Origin of the sequence: Jiangella asiatica (assembly GCF_004349065.1) — a bacterium.
In the GTDB taxonomy this organism is placed as follows: domain Bacteria; phylum Actinomycetota; class Actinomycetes; order Jiangellales; family Jiangellaceae; genus Jiangella; species Jiangella asiatica.
Window position 1 is genome coordinate 241,563 of the sequence record NZ_SMKZ01000001.1, and the last position, 18,732, is coordinate 260,294.

The 18,732-nt window shown below is 71.7% G+C and carries 11 protein-coding genes; 5 read left to right on the forward strand and 6 right to left on the reverse strand.

Going from position 1 to position 18,732, the window contains the following annotated elements; translation table 11 throughout:
* Positions 1–207: 207 nt before the first annotated feature.
* Positions 208–1,068 carry a dTDP-4-dehydrorhamnose reductase gene (gene rfbD, locus E1269_RS01060; protein ID WP_131890081.1) on the reverse strand — a complete coding sequence of 287 codons (861 nt, stop codon included), beginning with the start codon at positions 1,066–1,068 and terminating at the stop codon, positions 208–210.
* A gap of 123 nt (positions 1,069–1,191) precedes the next feature.
* On the opposite strand from rfbD, the gene E1269_RS01065 reads away from it, so the two are divergent.
* Positions 1,192–4,341, forward strand: coding sequence for a glycosyltransferase (locus E1269_RS01065; protein WP_131890083.1), 3,150 nt, complete (start codon positions 1,192–1,194; stop codon positions 4,339–4,341).
* 9 nt (positions 4,342–4,350) lie between these two features.
* Here the strand turns inward: E1269_RS01065 and E1269_RS01070 are convergent, their stop codons facing one another.
* A complete protein-coding gene (locus E1269_RS01070; protein ID WP_131890085.1) occupies positions 4,351–5,598 on the reverse strand; it encodes a hypothetical protein in 1,248 nt (415 codons plus the stop codon).
* Positions 5,599–5,756: 158 nt separating this feature from the next.
* Between E1269_RS01070 and E1269_RS01075 the strand changes: the two genes are divergently transcribed.
* Positions 5,757–7,217, forward strand: coding sequence for a glycosyltransferase family 2 protein (locus E1269_RS01075; RefSeq protein ID WP_131890087.1), 1,461 nt, complete (start codon positions 5,757–5,759; stop codon positions 7,215–7,217).
* Positions 7,218–7,275: 58 nt separating this feature from the next.
* On the opposite strand, the gene E1269_RS01080 is transcribed toward E1269_RS01075, so the two are convergent.
* A complete protein-coding gene (locus E1269_RS01080; protein WP_131890089.1) occupies positions 7,276–8,331 on the reverse strand; it encodes a class I SAM-dependent methyltransferase in 1,056 nt (351 codons plus the stop codon).
* A 48-nt stretch (positions 8,332–8,379) separates the two neighbouring features.
* Entirely contained in the window at positions 8,380–9,465 is a 1,086-nt protein-coding gene (locus E1269_RS01085) for a glycosyltransferase (RefSeq protein ID WP_131890091.1), read from the reverse strand.
* A gap of 465 nt (positions 9,466–9,930) precedes the next feature.
* Between E1269_RS01085 and E1269_RS01090 the strand changes: the two genes are divergently transcribed.
* The gene (locus tag E1269_RS01090) at positions 9,931–11,139 is read left to right on the forward strand and encodes a class I SAM-dependent methyltransferase (protein WP_162606163.1); all 1,209 of its coding nucleotides are present in this window, start codon (positions 9,931–9,933) and stop codon (positions 11,137–11,139) included.
* Here E1269_RS01090 and E1269_RS01095 read toward each other — a convergent pair.
* Positions 11,116–13,572 carry a glycosyltransferase gene (locus E1269_RS01095; RefSeq protein ID WP_131890095.1) on the reverse strand — a complete coding sequence of 819 codons (2,457 nt, stop codon included), beginning with the start codon at positions 13,570–13,572 and terminating at the stop codon, positions 11,116–11,118. The genes E1269_RS01090 and E1269_RS01095 overlap by 24 nt on opposite strands.
* An 18-nt stretch (positions 13,573–13,590) precedes the next feature.
* Positions 13,591–15,387: a glycosyltransferase family 4 protein gene (locus E1269_RS01100; protein WP_162606164.1), complete on the reverse strand. Its 1,797-nt coding sequence runs from the start codon at positions 15,385–15,387 to the stop codon at positions 13,591–13,593.
* A gap of 48 nt (positions 15,388–15,435) precedes the next feature.
* On the opposite strand from E1269_RS01100, the gene wecB reads away from it, so the two are divergent.
* Positions 15,436–16,575 (forward strand): non-hydrolyzing UDP-N-acetylglucosamine 2-epimerase, encoded by a 1,140-nt coding sequence (gene wecB, locus E1269_RS01105; protein ID WP_131890099.1) that lies wholly within the window; start codon positions 15,436–15,438, stop codon positions 16,573–16,575.
* A complete protein-coding gene (locus E1269_RS01110) occupies positions 16,568–18,670 on the forward strand; it encodes an acyltransferase family protein (RefSeq protein ID WP_131890101.1) in 2,103 nt (700 codons plus the stop codon). Before wecB ends, E1269_RS01110 begins: the two co-directional genes overlap by 8 nt.
* Positions 18,671–18,732: the final 62 nt, after the last annotated feature.

Consider the following 18,732-nt stretch of genomic DNA (forward strand, 5'->3'; position numbering starts at 1 on the left):
CTCGTCGGGTCGGGGCAACGCCCATCCAGGAATGCTCGCCTGCTGACGCGAGAGTCGACCTGGTGCCGTGCTTGCGGCGCCAGCCTCGTGGCGGCGCACGATCTGCCCCTTGTGCGTGCAACCGGATGCTGAGGACACCGGGCGCCGGAGCCGGTACCCGTCACCTAGCGGAACGATGATCGCAGTGTCCGGCGAAACGACCTCGGGTCAGGCGGCGTCGCCTTGGTGGAGGACGACGGGGGCGGCTGCTGCAAGGGCGTCCTCCCAGGGACGCATCGGGCCCAGCCCGGCGCGGGCCCAGCCGTCGTGGCCGAGCACGGAGTACGCCGGCCGGGGCGCCGGGCGCGGGAAGGCCTCCGTCGTCGTCGGACGCACCCGCGACGGATCGAGGCCGAGGTGCGTGAACACCGCCCTGGCCAGGCCGAACCACGTCGTCGAGCCGCTGTTCGTCGCGTGGTAGGCGCCGCCGGGCGCGCCGGCGTCGATCAGCTCGACGACGCGCTGGGCCAGGTCGTGCGACCAGGTCGGCTGGCCGCGCTGGTCGTCGACGACGTCGACATGGTCGCGCGAGGCGGCGAGCCGGGCCATGGTGGCGACGAAGTTGCGTCCGTGCTGGCCGTAGAGCCAGGCGGTGCGGACGACGACGGCGTCCGGTAGCCCGGAGAGCACTGCCCGCTCGCCGGCGAGCTTGGTGCGTCCGTACGCCGAACGGGGCGCGGTCGGCGCGTCCTCCGGGTACGGCTCGGACGCCTGCCCGTCGAAGACGTAGTCGGTGGAGACGTGGACCAGCCGGGCGCCGTGCCGGGCGCAGGCCGCGGCGAGCAGCCCGGGTGCGGTGCCGTTGACCGCGAAAGCGGCGGTCTCGTCGGACTCGGCGGCGTCGACGTCGGTCCAGGCGGCGGCGTTGACGACGACGTCGTGGCCGCTCACCGCGTCGTCGACGGCCGCGGCGTCGGTGACGTCGAGCTGGTCGCGGCGTGCCGCCGTGACCTTCATGTCACGCTCGGTCAGCAGCGTCACGAGATCGTGCCCGAGCATCCCGGCCGCGCCGGTGACAAGCCACCGCACAGCGGCACCTCCAACCCACGGAAGCGTCTAAGATATCGAGGGCGCGCAACACGCGGTCGATGCACTTGGGTCCGATGGCCTGGGGCACGAGGGGGTCAGGGTCGTTCCCGAGGAGTTCTTCGCATGAGACTGCCGGTCGGCAGGGTTCGTCGTCTTGTCAAGAAGGTGCTGCCACAGGCGTACGTCGACGATGTCGCCAGGCGCCGCCGCATCGCCACCTCCATCAGGTCCAGCGGCCTGTTCGACGCGGACTGGTACCGCGAACAGCTCGAGGAGCCCATCCGCGACGACGTCGACCCGGTCGACCACTACGTCACCGTCGGCAGCGCCACCGACATCTCGCCCAACCCGTGCTTCGTCACCGAGTGGTACCGCGACCACCCGGACAGCCCGAAGAACCTCGACGTCGCGCCGTTCATCCACTACGTGAACAGGGGCATCGCTCGCGGGCTCTCGCCGCACCCGCTGTTCGACCCCGCGTTCTACGCCGAGGCGCACCCGGAGGCGGCCAAGCACCGCGGCGGGCCGCTGGGCCACTACCTCGAGGTCGGCTGGAAGGACGGCGTCCAGCCCAGCGCCGCGTTCGACGTCGCCGGGTACCGCCAGTCCTTCGGCGACGTGCACGGCCCGCCGCTGGCCGACTTCGCCCGCCGGACCCGCCGGCTCATGCTCGAATCCCGCGGCTGGGAGCACCTGCCGCGCACCGCACCCAGCTTCGACCACGACGCCGCGGACGCGTTCAAGCAGGCGGTCCTGGCCGAGTACGCTCAGCGCGCCGAGGAGCCGCCGCTGGTCAGCGTCGTCATCCCGACGAAGGACCGCCGGCAGGGCGTGCTGAGCGCCATCGAGTCCGTGCTGGGGCAGTCGTACCGCAACTGGCAGCTGATCGTCGTCGACGACGGCAGCACCGACGGCACCGCCGAAGCGATCGAGCCGCTGCTCACCGACCCGCGCATCGAGCTGGTCCGGCGCGAGCAGGCCGGCGGCGTGTCGGTGGCGCGCAACGCCGGGCTCGCGCACGCCCGCGGCGAGTACGTCGCCTACCTCGACTCCGACAACACCTGGGTGCCGGAGTTCCTGGCGGTCATGGTCGCCTTCGTGCGTACCCGGTCGCTGCGGTTCGGCTACGCCGTGTCGGAGCTGTGGGAGGACAAGGAGGACGGCCGCCGCGGCTACCGGTCGCTGCCGTTCCACCGCGAGGCGCTGCTGGAGCGCAACTTCATCGACTGCATCGTGGTCATGCACGAGCGGTCGCTGCTGGACGAGGTCGGTGCGTTCGACGAGGACCTTCGGCGCAACGTCGACTGGGACCTGTTCATCCGGATGTCCCGGGTCACCGACTTCGAGCAGGCGCCGTTCGTCGCGACCCGTTACGACGCCTGGGAGCAGCGCAGCGACCGCATCACCATCAACGAGCTCTTCGGCTACCGCTTCGTCATCCGGGCCAAGCACCTGGTCGACTGGGACGCCGTCGAAGCCGGCCTCACCCGGCGCGGGCCGGGCACGGTCTCCGTCGTCATCCACGCCGGCGAGCACGCACAGACCGTCACGGCCACCGTCGAGCGGCTGCTGGAGGTCACCGACCACGATCTCGAAGTGGTGGTCGTCGACGCCAAGACCTCCGAGGCCGAGGGGATGCGACTGCAGTTCCTGCCGGTCCGGTTCCCCAACGTGCGGATCCTGCGGCAGACGCAGCGGCTGTCGACAGAGCTGTCGCGGAGCATCGGCGCCGCCCAGGCCAGCGGCGAGACCATCGTCTTCATGACCCCGGACACCTGGGTCGAGCCGGGGTGGCTGGAGCCGCTGACCGGCGCGTTGGCCGACGGTGCCGCCGCCGCCCAGCCGCTGGTGCTGCTGCCCGACGGAACGGTGTGGGCCGCCGGCGTGGCGTTCGCGCGCGGCGCACACCCGCACAACCTGTTCCGGCGCTTCCCGGGCGACGCACCGGAGGTCGTGCGGCCGTCGTCGCCGGCGGGACTGTCACCGGCGGTGCTGGCGGTGCGTGCCGCCGACTTCGCCGCGGTTCGCGGCTTCGACCCGCTGTTCGTCAACGACACCGACAACCCTGACCTCAGCCTGCGACTGGCGCGCGAGACCCAGCGCCCGCTGCGCTACGTCCCGGCCAGCCTGGTGTCGTTCTCCACCACCCCGGAGCGAAGCCTCACCGCGTCGGCCACTACGACGGCCACTGACAACCAGGAGCTGTTCACCGGGCGGTGGCAAGACACCGTCGGCCAGGACGACGTCGCCACCTGGCGGTCCGGCGGGTACTCCATCGTCGGGTACGACGGCGAGGCGCCGACCCACTGGGGCTTCGACCCCATCGTCGTGCACGACCGCCCGCAGCGGCCGCTGCGCTGGGCCATCAAGATCGGCGCACCCAACGTCGAGCGCCGCACCAACTGGGGGGACTGGCACTTCGCGATCGGGCTCAAGCAGGCTCTGGAGCGGCTCGGCCACGAGGCCGTCATCGACGCGAAGCGGGCCTGGTACCGGCCGACGTCCCGGTTCGACGACGTCGCGCTCGTGCTGCGCGGGGTCAGCGTCTACACGGTCAACCCGCAGCAGATCAACCTGTCGTGGGTCATCAGCCACCCCGAGCGGGTCACCCGCCGTGAGCTGGCCGCCTACGACGCCGTCTTCGCCGCGTCCGCGCCGCTGGCCCGCCGGATGTCCACCGACCTGGGCGCCCCGATCCAGCCGTTGCTGCAGTGCACCGACAAGCACCGGTTCCGGCCGGTCCCGGGCGACCCGCGCCGGCACCACGACGTTCTGTTCGTCGGCAACGCCCGTGGCATGCGGGCCTCGGTCGGTGCCGCGCTGCGGGCCGGCATCGTCCCCTCGGTCTACGGCGTGCGCTGGCGCGGCCTGCTCCCGCAGGGCGCCTGGCAGGGCGAGTACGTCCCCAACGACGAGCTGCCGGCGCTCTACGCCGGGGCCGGTGTGGTGCTCAACGACCACTGGGACGACATGAAGACCGAGGGTCTCATGTCCAACCGGCTCTTCGACCTGGCCGCTTGCGGTGCCCGCGTGGTCAGCGACGAGGTCCACGGCATGTCCGACGTCTTCGGCGACATCGTGCTGACCTACAGCACGCCCGAGGAGCTGGCCGCGGCCGTCGCCACCCACCTGGCCGAGACTCCGGACCGGGCCGCCGCCCGGGAGAAGCTTTCGGAGCTCGTGCGGCGCGAGCACTCGTTCGACGCCCGCGCGGAGGAGCTGGTCGAGGCGGTCCGCAAGCTGCAGGCCGAGCGCCAGATCGTGCACCCGTAGGGCAGCGCGTCAGCGCGCCGACGCGGCACCGGCGGCGTCGATGCGGGCGAAGTAGGAGAGGTAGGCCGGATCGACGCGGTCATGGTGCGCGCGTGTTGTGGCGCTCGGCGCGCGGCGTGACTCGGCGGCCAGCCAGCCGATGCGGCCGGTCTCGCCGGGCACCTGCAGGCCGCCGGCGTGCAGGGCCGCGTCCAGGCCCGGGCGACCTCGCCGGACCGTCCGATGCACGTTGCGGTCGTGGATGGCGTAGCCGTCGTCGCCGACGGTGACCAGGTCGCCGTCGCCGTCCGTCAGCAGTTCCAGGAGCGTCGACGCAGCGGCCAGCAGCGTCCTCGCGGAGAGCCGGTCGGTGGGCGCCTCGGTCGGCTCGCCCGGCGCGCACGCCGTCAGGTCCAGCGGCTCCAGGTAGGTCCGCCGCACCACCGTGCCGGCAACCGGGCGCTGGCCGTACCGGTAGCCGAGCACGAGGTCGCGCACGTGCTCCGGCCCGTACGACAGCTCCGGAGTCACGACGGTGGCCAACTCGCCGCCACCGTCGCGAACGGCCGCCCGCACGGCGTCGGCGCGGGTCGCGGCGCGGACCACCTCGATCCCGGCGGGCAGCCGGGCCGGCACGGTGTCGTCGTCGCCGGCCGCCACCACGACAGCCAAGTTCGGCCAGGTCTGGGCGCGCAGGTCACGCAGGACGGCGGTGAGCCCGCTGCCGGCCTCGACGACGGCCGTGACCGCCGACGGCGACGACGGCACGCCAGCGGCGCTGGTCGCGGTGAGCAGCGCCAGCCGCCGGGCGTCGACCGACCAGTGCTCGCGCCGGTCCACGTCGGCGACGGCGGCCGGCGTCAACGCGGCGACCAGGTCGCCCAGGTCGCGCCCGAGCAGCCGGCGCACCGACAGCGGAAGGTCCGGGGCGAGCACCGGGACGCCCGCCACGAGCAGCTGGCGCAGCAGCGCGGCCAGCTCGACCGGCCCGGCGCCGGCACCGAAGGGCACCCGGACCGCGGCGTAGTCGCGCAGCGCGGCAAGCTCCGCCGGGGTGATCACGCCGCTCGGCGGGTAGGTGCCGACGCGGGTCCGGCCATGGGCGATGCGCAAACTGCGGTGCGGCGTGGTGCGCACCTCGGCGACCGGTCGGAGGACCCGGGAGCCGTCCCCCTCGAACGTGTCGAAACCCGCTGGTGAGAGTAGCGCGCTGTTGACCGCGGGCAGCGGCGTCTCGGCGAGCGTGCCGGCGGCCGCGCGCAGGCTGGCGGGGTCCAAAGCGGCCAATCTGTCCCAGGTCGGGACAGACTGCCCAGGCGTTCGCGCTGGTGGGAGGTCGGTCTTGGTCGGCATCACGAGGCCCGGTAGGTTCTCCGTTTGGCGTCGTCGGCAGTGAACGGCGACCCACACAGTACCTGGCACCATCCGGAGGAACGATGTCGACCACGGTCCGAACGCCTGCAGCAGTGCCCAAGCAGGAGTGGACGACCGTCACGCCGCCCGAGCTCGGCACCTGGACGCCCGAGCTGAGCGTCACCGTCGTGCTCCCGGCCAAGGACTGCCAGGACGAGCTGAACCTCACCCTGGCCGCGCTGGCCGAGCAGACCTATCCGGCGGAGCTGCTGGACGTGATCGTCGTCGACGACGCGTCCGCCGAACCACTGCGGCTGCCCGCGGTGGCTCCGGAGCGGTCGCGGGTGCTGCGCCTGCCGCCCGGCGAGGGCCACGGCTCCGGCCGGGCCCGGCACGCCGGCGCCGAGGCCGCCACCGGTGACGTGGTGCTGTTCCTCGACGCCGACATCGTCGCCACCCGGACGCACGTCGAGGCGCACCTGCGCTGGCACCACGCCGTCGCCGACGCCGTCGTCCTGGGCAGCAAGCTCTTCGTCGACTTCGACGACATCACCGTGGCCGACGTCCAGGCCGCCACGCGTGACGACCAGTTCGACCAACTGCTCGAAGGGCGCAAGCAGAAGCGGCACACCTGGTTCGAGGACTTCATCCGCGACGCCGACAAGCTCACGCGGTACGCGGAGGACACGTTCATCGCCGTCGTCGGTGCCAGCGTGTCCGCGCCGCGGGCGCTGTACGCCGAGAGCGGCGGGTTCTCCGCGTTCGGCCTGCGCGGCATCGTCGACACCGAGTTCGGCTACCGCATCTTCACCGCCGGCGCGGTGATCATCCCGGAGCCGCGAGCGCGCAGCTACCACCAGGGCGCCCGCAACTTCGCCGTCCGCGGCGACGAGATCAAGCGCGAGCGGTCCGGGCTGGCCGCCAACCACCTGCCGATCCCGCTGTTCCGCCCGGCCGACGTGGGGCGGATGTGGACGGTGCCGCGGGTGCACGCCATCGTGGACGCCACGGGTGGGTCTGCGGAGCAGGTGCAGCTCACCGTCGACAGCATCCTCGCCTCCGCGTTCACCGACCTGGTCGTGACGGTGTCGCCGTCGGCCGGACTGCCCCGGTGGGTCCAGGACTACTTCACCGCCGACGCGCGGGTCCGCTTCTCCGCCGAGCCGGTGCGCACGGGGTTCCCGGCGCCGTTCTCGCTGGTCGTGCCGGCAGGGGTGGCGATCGGCAGGGACGCCGTCGACGCGTTGCTGCGTGCCTCCGCCGATGCGGGCGCCGGGCTGGTGCGGTCGACGGTGGTCGATGCCGCCGGGGCTGGGTCGGGGGAGGCCGCGGGCCCGCCCGTCGAGCTGTGGGCCACCCGGGCGCTGCACCGGTCGCGCCGGCAGGTCGCGTCGGGCGGGTCGCTGGACGAGACCGCCCGCCGGCTGTTCGGCGAGCACTGGCTCAGCGGCGAGGACCTCGGCGTGCGCCGCGCCGTCGTCGGCCTCACTCGTCAGGGCATGCTCGTCGACGCCTCAGCGGCAGTCGACCCACAGGCCTTCTGACGACGCCGCCCGCATCGCGCGCCGCTCCGTCCCTCGCGCACGTGGAGCGCGAGAACGCCTAGTTGTCCTGCCCACGGCTGGCGGTGAAGAACCGCGTGCGGCCGATCGTCCCGGCGTCGCGGAGGGTGACCCCGTCGGCCGGCTCGGCCAGCCAGTCGCCGGCGATGTCGGCCTCGTCCTCGCGGTTCACGTCGTCGAGCGCGACGACGGCGCCGTCGTTCAGGGCCCGGGCGAGCAGGGGGAACGCGGGGTAGCGCGACCGCGGCCCGGTGCTACGGGGTGGCCCGTCGACGAACAGCAGGTCGATGCCGCCGAGGTCGGCCCAGTTCTTGCCTTCGTACCAGTCCTGCGTCTGGTCGCCGACGGTGACCGGCTCCAGCGGCGCGACGCGGACCTGCGCGACAGACTCCAGGCCCTGCCGCGCCAGGGCGGTGCGGGTCAGCTCGGCGTAGCGCTCGTGGTGCTCCAGGGCGATGACGCGGCCCCGTCCGGCTCGCCGGCAGGCCAGCGCCAGCCACACCGTCGAGCTGCCGCTGCCGCACTCGACGACGAGGGCGTCGCCGGGCAGCCGCCGGACCAGTGAGGCCAGCCGGAGCACCGTGGTCGGGCGGGCCGCGTAGCCGCCGAACACCGGGACCTCGTCGTCCGGGCCGAGCATCGCGTACAGGTTGGTCAGGGCCGACAGCTCGGACAGCTGGTCCTCGGTGAGCGCCGTGACGACCTCACCGCGCAGCTGGTCGTGGCGGGCGAGCAGCTCGTCGTGGCGGACGGCGGCGTCCAGGCGCTGGGCGCCGATGGCGGCCGCGAGCGCCCCGCCGCCGGGGTCGTCCTGCTTGGACTCGATGGCCTTCAGCGTGGTCGAGATGGCGTCGGTCGCCGAGGCCAGGTGCTTCAGCTGTGCGTCGAGCTTACGAGCGCGCTGCTCGGCCTCCCGGGCGCTGGCGCCGACGATCACCAGGCCGACCAGCGCGAGACCCAGCAGGGCCGAGATCGCCGCCTCGACGACACTGCCGTCGATCAGCGCGCCGACGGCGACCGCCACTGCCACCAGGGCGCCGAGCATGCCCAGGATCGGCCAGCGCGAGCCGAGAAGCGAACGTAGCGCCCGTAGCATCGAATCTCCGTCGTCCGTTGATCGGATGAAGCACTCTACCGGCCGGAATCAGCGCGCCGTCGCGTGCGCCATCCGCTCCAGGGAATGAACGAACAAGTCCGCGTCGGCGTCCCAGCTGTAGTGGGCGGCGACGGCGGCCCGGCCGGCGTCGGCCATCCGCCGTCGCTCGACGGGGTCGTCGCGCAGCCGCCGCACCGCGGCCTCCGCCGCGGCGACGTCGCCGAAGGGCACCACCGTCCCGCAGCGATGCAGCATGACCAGCTCCGCGGACGCCGGATTCGGCGTCGTGACGACCGGCAGCCCGTGTGCCATGTACTCTACGATCTTGGTGGGCCGTGAGTGCGCGTAGTTGGGCTGCTCGTGCAACAGGCTGAGTCCCGCCAGGGCGCCGGGCAGCATGGTGAGGGCCTGGTCGTTGGGGATGAATCCGTGCCAGCGGACCGCGCCCTCGGCCTGCGCTGCCTCGATCGCCGCGCGGCACTCGGCGTCGGCGGTGCCGACCAGGTGCATCTCGATGTTCGGCGCGAGGCGGCGGCCCAGCTCGATCAGCTCCAGCGCGCCACGCGCCGCCGTCAGGCGCCCCAGGTAGATGACGCGGTCGCCGACCGGGACGCTGACGTCGTCGGGAACCGCCACGCTGTTGCGGACGACGGTGTGCGGCTTGCGGAAGCGGGTGGCGTAGGACTCCTCGGCCAGGATCAGCGGCATCCGCCGCTCGGCGCTGCGTTCGATGGCCCGGATCAGCAGCGTCCCGGCCGGGCGGCCCACCCGCGGCAGCCACGGTTTCATGCGCAGCGCGGCGGCGGTGTCCTCGTGCACGTCCCACACCAGGCCGGGGACCTTCAGGCCGACGGTGGCCAGCACCAGCTCGGGATCGTGCATGAGGACGACATCGAAGGCACGGCCGTGGCGCCGCAGCAGCTGCCGCGCCGCTCGCGCTGCGGTCAGCCGGTGCCGGCCGAACGAGCGCGGGATGTCGATGACCTCCAGGTCGTCGGGGACGGACCGGCCGTAGGCGGCGAACGGGGCCGCCAGCGTGACCTGGTGCCCCGCCTTTCGCAGGGCGACGATCTGACGGTGCCGGATGCGGGCGTCTTCGGGATCGTGCACGACGGTCAGGACGAGAACGCGCATGGACCTAGCCGTCCAGCCGCCGCGGATACCGCTTCCCGGCTACCGCGCTAACCACCGACACTGCCTACCCCGCTTGATCGACTGCACAGCCTTCACCTGGATGACGCCCGGGCCTACCCCCACGGTTGCACGTCAAAGATGTCGTTTCCGTGTTCACCCCGGCGACGCGGACCCCTGAGACTGACGACACGCCGGCAGCGGCGCGCTAGCGCTGGATACTACCGCAGCACAATGTGCCGGCTGGGTGGTGCTGGTGTCGCTCATGAACTGGCCGGACACCCGGCGGCGGCACCGGCGGTCACCGGAATCGCGCGAGCCGGACGTACGGAGGGTCGCGGTGCGTATGATCCGGTCGTCCATCTGTCGTCGTCTGTCCACGATTGTCGTGGGAGTCATTGTTCGATCCGAGGCGACCCGGGCTTAGGGTTTCCGGATGAACCTCGGCTCAGCAATCCTCTGGAGGTCATGGTGGGCCTGACCCGGGAACGCGCGATCGCCGGTGCGGCGTGCGTCACCGCCGTGGTCGTCGCAGTGGCGGCCTTCCTCGGCTGGTGGCACGTCGCACTGACGGTCATGGCGTTCGCTCAGGCGGCGGTCATCGTCGCTCTGCTGGACGTGCGCCGCCGCATGGCCAGGTCGCACGACGTGCGCAAGATCGCCGGGTCGTTCAAGTCCGTGGAGCGGCGGCTGGACAACCTGGGCGCGCGCATGCTCGCGGCCGCCGAGACGAGCCGGGTAGAAGTCGCGGACAAGCTGGCCGAGATCGCGCGGACGGTGGAGGAGCGCAAAGTCGTCGAGACTACTTTGCGCGCGAACCTCGAGAACGTCGCGGCCAAGGCCGAGGACAACCGCGCGAAGGTCGAGGCGTGGGCGGCGGAGCTCGAGGTGTGGCGGCACGGCCTCGACGTCGTTCGCTCCGGCGTCGGCGACCTCGGCAAGCGGGTCGACGTCGCGCTGACCGAGGCCGAGAAGGATCGGGAGCAGCAGGACAAGAGGCAGGACCTGGCGGCGGCGCGGTACATCCGGCAGAGCGAGGCTCTGATCCAGCTCTACGAGTGGGTGCGGCCCAGGTGCGCCATGCCGTCGCTGGGTGGCTGGGCGCTGGACCCGACGGGTGTCCTCACCCTGCTGGAGATCGTCCGGCGCCGCCAGCCGGGACTGGTCGTCGAGCTTGGTTCCGGTACGTCGACCATCTGGCTGGGCTACGCGCTCGAGCAGCTCGGTTCCGGTCGGCTGGTGACCATCGACCACGACGAGCGGTTCGCTGAGCAGACCCGCACCCACGTGCGGACGCACGGCCTCGAGGAGCTCGTCGAGGTACGGGTCGCGCCGCTGGTGGACGCGGACCTTCCGGGGCACGCGACGCGTTGGTACGACCACACTGTGATGGCGGACCTGACCGACATCGACCTGCTGGTCATCGACGGTCCCCCGCGGAGCACCGGGTCGATGGCGCGGTACCCGGCGGCGGTGCGGTTGCGCGACCAGCTCGGCGACGGGGCCGTCGTCGCCCTCGACGATGCCACCCGCCCGGACGAGCGTGAGGTGGTGCAGCGCTGGCGCGAGGAGATACCGGAGCTGGTGGTGTCGGCGGTGCCGCCGGGGGACGCGCTGAAGGTACTGACGCTGCAGCCGTCGGGGGACCGGCCCTCAGGCGTCGAGCAGTCGCCGTAGTCCTCTCACGAACGCGGGCGCACCGTATCGCTGGGCCACGGCGTGCCGTGCCCGCTCCTGCAGCCGCGTGTAGCGCGACGGCGACCGGTGGAGCTCGGTGACGACCTCACGGACGCTGCCCGGCTCGCAGTACAGCGCACCGTCTCCGTAGACCTCCTGGAGATGCGGCGGGAGCACGGCGACACAACCGCTGCTCATGGCCTCGATGACGGCGTCACCCGGCACCGCCGCGTCGTCGCGGTCGAAGTACACGAAGAAGTCGAGCTGCGCGAGGAACGTCCGGACGGTCAGCGCGCCGTCGGGGAACGACACCCAGTTCGGTGGCAGGCCGGTACCGAGGACGCGCAGCGGTGTCCCCACCCCGCCCATGATGCGCACGTCGAAGGCGTCGTCGTCCGGATACGCGGCGAGCAGGGTGTCGGGCGTGGCCGGCCAGTGGCTGGCGTGGTCGGGAACGTGCCGCCCGATGACCGGCCGGTGCGCGCGCAACCGCTGGACCGCAGCCGCGAGCCGGGCCGGATCGTAGACCTTGGCCAGGTCCAGCTCCGCGAGCTCCAGGGGTCCGGACGCGGCCGCCACCGTGGTGCGGGCCTTGCCCGTGCGCGGCACCCAGGTCGGCCGGCGGGAGAACAGCCGTTCGCTGTTCGCCACCACGTCCGCTGTCCGGAACGTCCGGCCGTCCGCGCGCATGGTCTCGGGATCGACCAGCAGCGCCACCCGGTCAGCACTCAACCGTGCGTCGACGTCCGGAGCGAACTGGAGGGTCGCCGGGTCATGCGTCAGGAGCAGCCGGGTGCTCGCCGCCTGTGACACGTGGGTCATGGCGATCGTGCCGTCGTTGACGAGCTCCAGGATGGGGCCGGCAAGGGACGGTCGCCGGCCCAGGTTCGGAGCCGGCTCGAATGTCTCGGCATGGGCGACGGCGACGCGCAGCCCGGCGTCGAGCATGGCGTGCAGGTCGTTGAGGACGGATCTCGGGTGCCGGTTGCCGCGTCGCCAGTCGTTCAGGACGACGACGTCGTAGGCGGCCTTTTTGCCGCCCGTCCCGCCCTCTCCCCGCGTCGGTGACCAGGAGGGGTCTGGCAGCGGCAACAACCGATGGTCCGGGTTGCCGTCGTAGTAGGCCGACGCCAAGCCGCGGCGTACCCGCACGTTCCGGGCGCGGTAGGCGTCGCGGTACAGGGTCCGGGACCAGTGCATCCAGCCGGGGATCGCGTCCAAACGAGACAGGGACGCCGCCCGGAGCTGGCAGATGGCCAGCGGCAGCGACGGGTCCAGGTCGAGCACGGAACCCGGCACGGCCGCCCGCAGCCGCTCCGGATACTCGACGTCGGCGGACTTTCGCACCGTGTCGAAGTAGCCGATGAGGTCAACCACCTCGCGGCGGCGGAACAGCAGCGACGACGCGTTGATGCGGTCCGGCGGATAGCCCAGGTAGGTGAAGGTGAGATCGGGGAACGCGCGAAGGGTGTGGCTCCTCGTGGCCAGCAGCTCCGGGTTGTCGCGCAGCGGTGCCAGCTGGAGCTCGAGCCGGCGCGGATGAGCCCAGTCGTCGGAGTCCTGGAATGTGACGAACTCGCCCCGAGCGTGCTCCAGGGCCAGGTTGCGCGCCATGTAGGTGCCGCGGTTGGCCGGTGAGCGCAGCACGCGGACCCTGTCGTCCAGGGCCGCGATCTCGTCGAGGACGGAATCGAACTCCTCCGGCGACGCGTCGTCGACGACCAGGAGCTCGACATTGCGCCAGCTCTGCCCCAGGATCGACCGCACGGCGGCGAAGATGCTCGCGTCGGGCCGGTACGCCGACATCACGACGCTGACCAGGCTCGTGTCGTCGACGGCCGTGGACGCCTCGGCGCTGAGCCGGTCGAACGGTGTCGCGGCATCGCCGCTCAGCGACACCGGCTCCAGCCCGACGCTGACGAACGGCGCCGCGAGCAGTGCGGTCCACTCACTGACCGACGCGCCGGCGGTCACGAACGGGTTGGCCGCGTCGGCTCGGATCGAACGGATCAGCGACGGCGGCAGGTCGAGGGAGTCGAGGACCTTGGGCAGCCGGTCCGGGTCCAGCGTTACCAGGAGCTGAGCGTAGAGCTGCCGGGCGGCGCCGTCGAGCAGCTCCGTGCCGTGCACCTGGCGTGCCTGCTCCAGGATCGCCAGCGCTGCCGTCGGGTCCGGAGCCGCCCGCCGCAGCGCGGCGATGCGCGCGAGCTGCGGCAACCACCGCGGATCGGTCACGGAGCCGTCGTCGCCGCCGGCCAGCTTCGGGAGCAGCTCGTCATAGCCGAACCGGCCCGAGGTCGCGGTCAGCGCGACGATGTCGAGAGCCTGGCCGCTACCGGTGCGGAGCAGCGTCGTCGCGAGCGACGCAGGGTCCGTGGTGCCGCACAGGCGGGCGCCCAACTGGGTGACGAAGGCGGATCTGTCGTTGGCCATGCGGAGATGGGGCCGCTCTCAGCGCCGCGGGGTGGCGCGGACGGCGTCGTAGATGGCTGCGTACCTGGCGGCGTTGGTCGACCACTGGCGTTCCGCGACCACCCAGTCGCGAGCCCGCTTGGCCAGCTCGCGCCGCATGTCCGGGCTCGAGTGCAGCTCGTGGAGCAGGTCGGCCAGGGCACGGGCGTCGCCCGGCGGGAACGAGCGGCCTCGTTCGCCGTCGCCGGCGATCTCCAGCAGCGGCGGCAGCTCCGACACCACGACCGGGATGCCGGCGGCCATGGCTTCGTACGGCTTCAGCGGCGTGACCAGCCTGGCGGCGCGCTCGGAGACGCGGGGCACCACGAAGACGTCGAGCAGCCGGTAATAGTCCAGCACGCGGTCATGTGGCACCCGGCCGGTGAATCGGACGGAGTCGGCGACCTTCTCCCGGGCGGCCAGCTCTTCCAGCTCCGCGCGGCGGGTGCCGTCACCGACGATCAGCGCCACGGCTCGCACACCGCTGGTGCGCAGGTGGCTGACGGCTCGGATGAGGTGCTCGTGCCCCTCGCGCTGATGGTCGAGGTTGCTGACGTAGCCGAACACGAATGCGTCCTCGAGATCGAGCTCGCGGACGAGATCGGCTGGCCGCGGCCCCGGCTCGAACCGGGCCACGTCCACGCCGTTGGGCGCCACGAACACCGTGTCGGCGTCCACACCGCGGGAGATGATCTCCTCGCGCATGGACTCGCTCAGGGTCACGACGGCGTCGGCCTCGCGCATGCAGCGGGCTTCGGTCGCCAGCCGGCGCGCGTACAGCTCGCCCTGCTCGTTCCACGCCCTTTCCCGGCTCCACAGGGACTCGAAGAAGCCTCGGACCTCGTAGACGAGCGGCACCCCGAGAGCGCGGGCCACGGCCAGGCCGACCAGGGCCGGCTCGTAGCCGCGATGTCCCGAGTGCACGTGGACGACCTCCGGAGACAGGCCGGCCGCGAGCGTGCCGACCGCGTCGGCGAAGGCGTCGAGGTAGAGGTCGGCGGGCCCTTTGAGCTGCGCCGCCGACTCCGCCGGCAGGTGGTGGTACGTGGTGCCTTCGATGACCTCGGTGGCCGGCAGCTCCGCCGCGCCAGCCTGGTGGGCGAATCCCAGAGCGGTGACCGCGACCGGGTCCATACCGGCGGCGCGCTGGCTGTCGATGATGTACCGGCTGCGCATGGTGTAGCCGCTCTGCCGGTGTGGCATCGCGGCTTTCAGGACATGCAGGACGCGGCCCCCGACCGGCGCGGCGTCGGAGCCGGCGGCGGAGACGCTCGGCAGCCAGCCCGGCTCGGTCTCGCGGATTCGCCCGGCCACGTTGCGTGCCTGCGCGCGGCGAGACGCCGTGGGCTCGGCCCGCTCGAGCGCCTCGGCCGCCCGCAGCTGCAGGCTCAGCGCGCCGGCCTTGGCGAAGGCGAGCCGTGCCGCGTCGAGAAACTCGATGTCGGCGGACTTGAGCGGCAGGAGTGCCGCGGCGAGGGCGATGGCCTCGTCGTACCGGCTCTCGTCGGTCAACGCCTGCAGCCGGGTCAGATCGGCCTGAGCCACCTTGGTGGTGCCCGTGGCGCGTAGCCCACGCCAGTAGTCCCTGGGATAGCGATGCAGCCGCCAGCCATTGCGACGAGCCCTCTTGACACCCCGGGCGATCCGCACACTGAGCGGCCGCGAGCGTTCCAATGCCGCGGTCAGCTGGGCGTTCCTCTTGCTCAGCTCCCGCAGTTGCGTCAACGAACCGTCCGCGATCTGCTGTTTGGCTGCCGCATGAATCGGCGCTTCGCGCATGTTCCGGTCCGAGGCCATGGTCGTGGAGGATACCCTGTGCGGTCGTGTCCCCAACGGCCCAGCGCTATGCGTGAACTCACCCGGAAGGCTGCTTTGCCAAGCGATCTTGTCATCCATGTCACCGGAGCTCGACCGAACTTCCCGAAGGCGGCTCCGGTCATCGCCGCATTGGGCGCTCGGGGTGTCACCCAGGAGTTGGTCCATACCGGACAGCATTACGACGACGCCATGGCAAAGGTCTTCTTCCGCCAGCTGGGCCTGCCCGAGCCCGATGTAGATCTCGGGGTCGGATCGGGTACCCACGCTCGTCAGACCGCCTCGATCATGACTGGTCTTGAGGACTTGTTCGTTCAGCGCGAGCCTTCCTTGATCATTGTGTACGGCGATGTCAACTCGACTGTCGGTGCGGCTCTTGTCGCGGCGAAGCTGGGCATATCGATCGCCCATGTCGAGGCGGGACTGCGAAGTTTCGACCGGTCGATGCCCGAAGAAGTCAATCGTGTCGTGACAGACCAACTCTCCGACTTGTTGTTCGTCACGAGCCCGGATGCGATGATCCATCTGGGTCATGAAGGCATACCGTCCGAACGGGTGCACTTCGTCGGGAATCCGATGATCGACACGTTGTTGGCGAACCTGGACCGGTTCAGCGCGGAGCAGGCAAGGTCGCGGCACGGGCTGACGGGTGAGTACGTGGTCGCGACGCTGCACCGGCCGAGCAACGTCGACGACCCCGCCGACGCCGCCGAGCTGGTCAAGGCCGTGCACGCGGTCGCGGACCTCGCGCGGACCGTGGTGCCGCTGCATCCGCGCGGACGTGCCCGGCTCGAGGCGGCCGGGCTCTTCACCCATGACCAGCTCACCGTGATCGATCCGCTGGGCTACGTCGAGTTCCTCGGGCTCGTCCGGGGCGCCGCCGCGGTGGTGACCGACTCGGGTGGGGTCCAGGAGGAGACGACGATGCTGGGCGTTCCGTGCCTGACCCTCCGGCCCAACACCGAGCGCCCGGTCACGATCACGCACGGCACGAATCGGCTGGTGACGAGGGCGGAGCTCGGCTGGGTCGCCGGCCAGATCCTGGCTGCCGGCCGTGTTGAGCACTGGCCCGTGCCGCCGCTGTGGGACGGCAAGGCAGGCGAGCGGATCGCCGACGTCGTGGGGGCATTCCTAGGGGCGCGGCCGGCGCCGGGGAAGGGCCATGGTTAGCGTCGCTCCCGCTCGGCGGCCGGCCAGGCAGAGGAGGAGGGCCGACCGTCCGCCGCCACCACGGTTCCGGCCCGACGTCGAGGGCATGCGCGCGGTCGCGGTCGGACTGGTGCTCCTCTACCACGCCGGCCTCCGGTTCGTGCCTGGAGGCTTCGTCGGCGTCGACGTGTTCTTCGTCATCTCCGGTTTCCTGATCACCGGCATGCTCGTACGAGAAGTGGAGCAGACGGGCACCCTGTCCCTCGTCCAGTTCTACGCACGCCGGGTCAAGCGCCTGTTGCCGGCGGCGGCGCTGGTGCTCGCCGTCACGGCGCTGCTGACCTGGATCATGGTGCCCGCCGTGGACCGCCGGGCGTTCGGCGGTGACATCGCCGCTGCCGCCGTCTACGTCGTCAACTGGCGGATGGCCGACCGATCGGTCGACTATCTCGCCGAGGACGTGGGCCCATCACCCGTCCAGCACTTCTGGTCGCTGGCGGTCGAGGAGCAGTTCTACCTCGTGTGGCCGTTGTTCATCCTGCTCATCGCGATCTGGGTGCGACGCAACGCAGAGCCGGTGCGGCCGTGGATGGGTGTCGGCCTCGCCGTGGTCGCTCTACCGTCGTTCGCGTGGTCGGTGATCATGACCGCGACGAACCCGTCCGGCGCGTTCTTCGTCACGACGACGCGGCTGTGGGAGCTCGCCGTCGGCGCGGCGGTGGCCATCGCGATGCCGACGCTGACCCTGCTGCCGCGGGCGCTCGCGGCCCTGTTCGCGTGGTGCGGCCTCGTCGCCGTCGGTCTGTCGGCGGTGCTGATCACGACGGACACGGCGTGGCCGGGCGCGGCGGCGTTGCTACCCGTCCTCGGGACTGCAGCCGTCATCGCCGGCGGTCCGGCGGCCGGTCGCGCCGGCCCGATCGTGCTGCTGGGCATCCCCTTGTTCGTCTGGGTCGGCGGGCTCTCCTACTCCCTGTACCTGTGGCACTGGCCGATGCTGGTCCTGGCCGAGGTCAGATGGGGTGAGCTGCGCACGTGGCAAGGCCTGGCGATCGTCGTCCTGTCGTTCGTCCCGGCGTGGCTGGCGTACCGGTTCGTGGAGAACCCGGTCCGTCACGCCAGGAACATGGTCCGCTCATCGCGGTTCGCCCTCAGCGTCGGTGGCAACCTCACGCTGGTGGGTGTGGTGGCCGGCCTCGCTCTGGCGCTGGCGGTGCCGACGACGTCCATGCCGTCGGGGCCGCCGGTATCTGCGCCCGGAGCCGCCGTGCTCGACCGCGACGATCCGCGGGCCGACCCCGATGGCGTGCCGGCGGACGTGTCCGAGTGGATCACCCCTGACCCGCTGCTGGCGCCGGAGGACGTCCCGTCGGCCTACGACGAGGGGTGCCAGGTCGCGCAGGACTCGGACGAACCCGCGTCATGCGTCTACGGCGATCCCGACGGCGACGTGACCATCGCGCTGGTGGGCGACTCCAAGGCGCTGCAATGGATCACCGCGCTCGACACCATCGGCCAGGACAACGGCTGGCGTGTCATCACCTACACCAAGTCGACCTGCTCCTTCACCGCGGCCACCCTGAGCAGCCGCGGCGAGCCGTTCGAGTCGTGCTCGGCCTGGAACGAGGCCGTGATGGACGAGCTGCGCGACGTCGAGCCGGCCGTCGTCGTCACGTCGCAGGGCCGTAACCGCGCCCTTGACGACCCGGACGACATCGATGCCGGTGAATCAAGCGACGCCATGGTGCAGGGCCTGGTCGAGCGGTGGAACCAGCTGGACGAGCTCGGCATCGAGGTGGTGGCACTCGCCGACACCCCGCAGCCGGGTCAGGACGTCTACGCCTGCGTGGCCGAGCACGTCGACCAGCTGACCGAGTGCGCGTTCGACCGGAGCGAAGCCATCCGCACCAGTGCCGCGCAGACACAGAGCCGAGCCGTGGAGGACTCGGAAAACGCTCGCTGGGTCAACCTCAACAACTTCATCTGCCCCGCGGACTCGTGCTCGCCGGTGATCGGCAACGTGCTGATCTACCGGCAGGGTTCGCACCTGACCGTGACCTACGTGAACACGCTCGCGCCGCGCCTGGCCGATGCATTGGAGGACGTCGTCCAATGACCATGACCGCACGGGCGGCCATCCGGCGCCTGCGCGTGGCCGCTCGTGATCTCACGAGGAAC